This window comes from Pseudoalteromonas sp. SG44-1 (assembly GCF_014164315.1).
GTDB lineage: Bacteria > Pseudomonadota > Gammaproteobacteria > Enterobacterales > Alteromonadaceae > Pseudoalteromonas > Pseudoalteromonas rhizosphaerae.
This window is the reverse complement of record NZ_JACJEW010000199.1, coordinates 1-923: the sequence shown is the minus strand read 5'-3', so window position 1 is coordinate 923 and position 923 is coordinate 1. Positions and strand designations below refer to the sequence as shown.

Annotated in this window: 2 protein-coding genes; one reads left to right on the top strand and one right to left on the bottom strand. The window is 43.6% G+C overall.

Annotated elements, in window-relative coordinates; translation table 11 throughout:
• Nucleotides 1–285, top strand: a 285-nt coding sequence (locus tag H5187_RS23750) for a group II intron maturase-specific domain-containing protein (RefSeq protein ID WP_310737483.1), incomplete at its 5' end; no start/stop codon positions are given.
• A gap of 68 nt (nucleotides 286–353) precedes the next feature.
• Here H5187_RS23750 and H5187_RS23745 read toward each other — a convergent pair.
• Nucleotides 354–761 carry an OsmC family protein gene (locus H5187_RS23745; RefSeq protein ID WP_182719700.1) on the bottom strand — a complete coding sequence of 136 codons (408 nt, stop codon included), beginning with the start codon at nucleotides 759–761 and terminating at the stop codon, nucleotides 354–356.
• Nucleotides 762–923: the final 162 nt, after the last annotated feature.

Here is a 923-nt window from a genome sequence, read left to right as displayed (position 1 = left end):
ATAGCCAACGCCTATCAGCTAACAGTGGATTTAGATCATTGGATCCGCCGTAGGATAAGAATGTGCTACTGGCGACAGTGGCGTAAACCTCGCACCAAAGTACGCAGTTTAATGAAATTGGGGGTTAGCGAACGACTCGCCATAGCCTGTGGTATCACCAGTAAAGGCCCTTGTAGAAGCTCACAAACAAAAGGTATTAACATTGCGCTAGGCAATAACTACTTAGCTTCACAAGGTTTAGTGTCATTGAGGGATATTTGGATCAATATTCATTACGGGAGGTGAACCGCCCATTGCGGACCCGCATGATGGGTGGTGTGGGGGCTGGAGGTTAGAGACCTCCGGCTACCCGATTAAGTGCAATTTTTACCCACTTCAGCTGAACAAGTGATATCGATCGTAGGGCTCAACATAAGACAAACATGACAATGCTTTTCCACCGCATTTTGAGCTGCTCGCAAAATGTCAGATTCCTTAAAACCACTGCCATTTACTGTAAAGTGTAAGTTTGCCGATTTATATAAACGAGGTTCTGATTCCGTTAGTGCAAAAGTAACCGTATTTTCTAGGCCTTTAACTTCAAAACCTTGATCTTGTAGTAACAAGACGACATCCGTAGCACTACATGAACCTAAAGCCGACAATAAAACTTCCGTTGGACAAGGGGCTTTCTCACTTGTAGCGTCAACATTAAACGTAAAGCCGCCTTCAGTTGACACTTCAAAGCGACAATCACCATTCCATTTTATATTAATACTCATACTTCCCTACTTTTTGATGTGACTCTCGCTGATTGCACTAACATTTTAGTATTTATGCGACACGCAGTTTGTGTTGCATAATCGCTTGTTGGACTGAGGCGCTACCTGCTCGGTGTGTCAGAGTTGGTGTTACTTATGCTATGGGAATTTGCTTTTTATGGC

Excerpts from the sequence above, each read along its gene's own strand:
- H5187_RS23745 (WP_182719700.1), bottom strand. The coding sequence starts at position 761 with ATGAGTATTAATATAAAATGGAATGGTGATTGTCGCTTTGAAGTGTCA.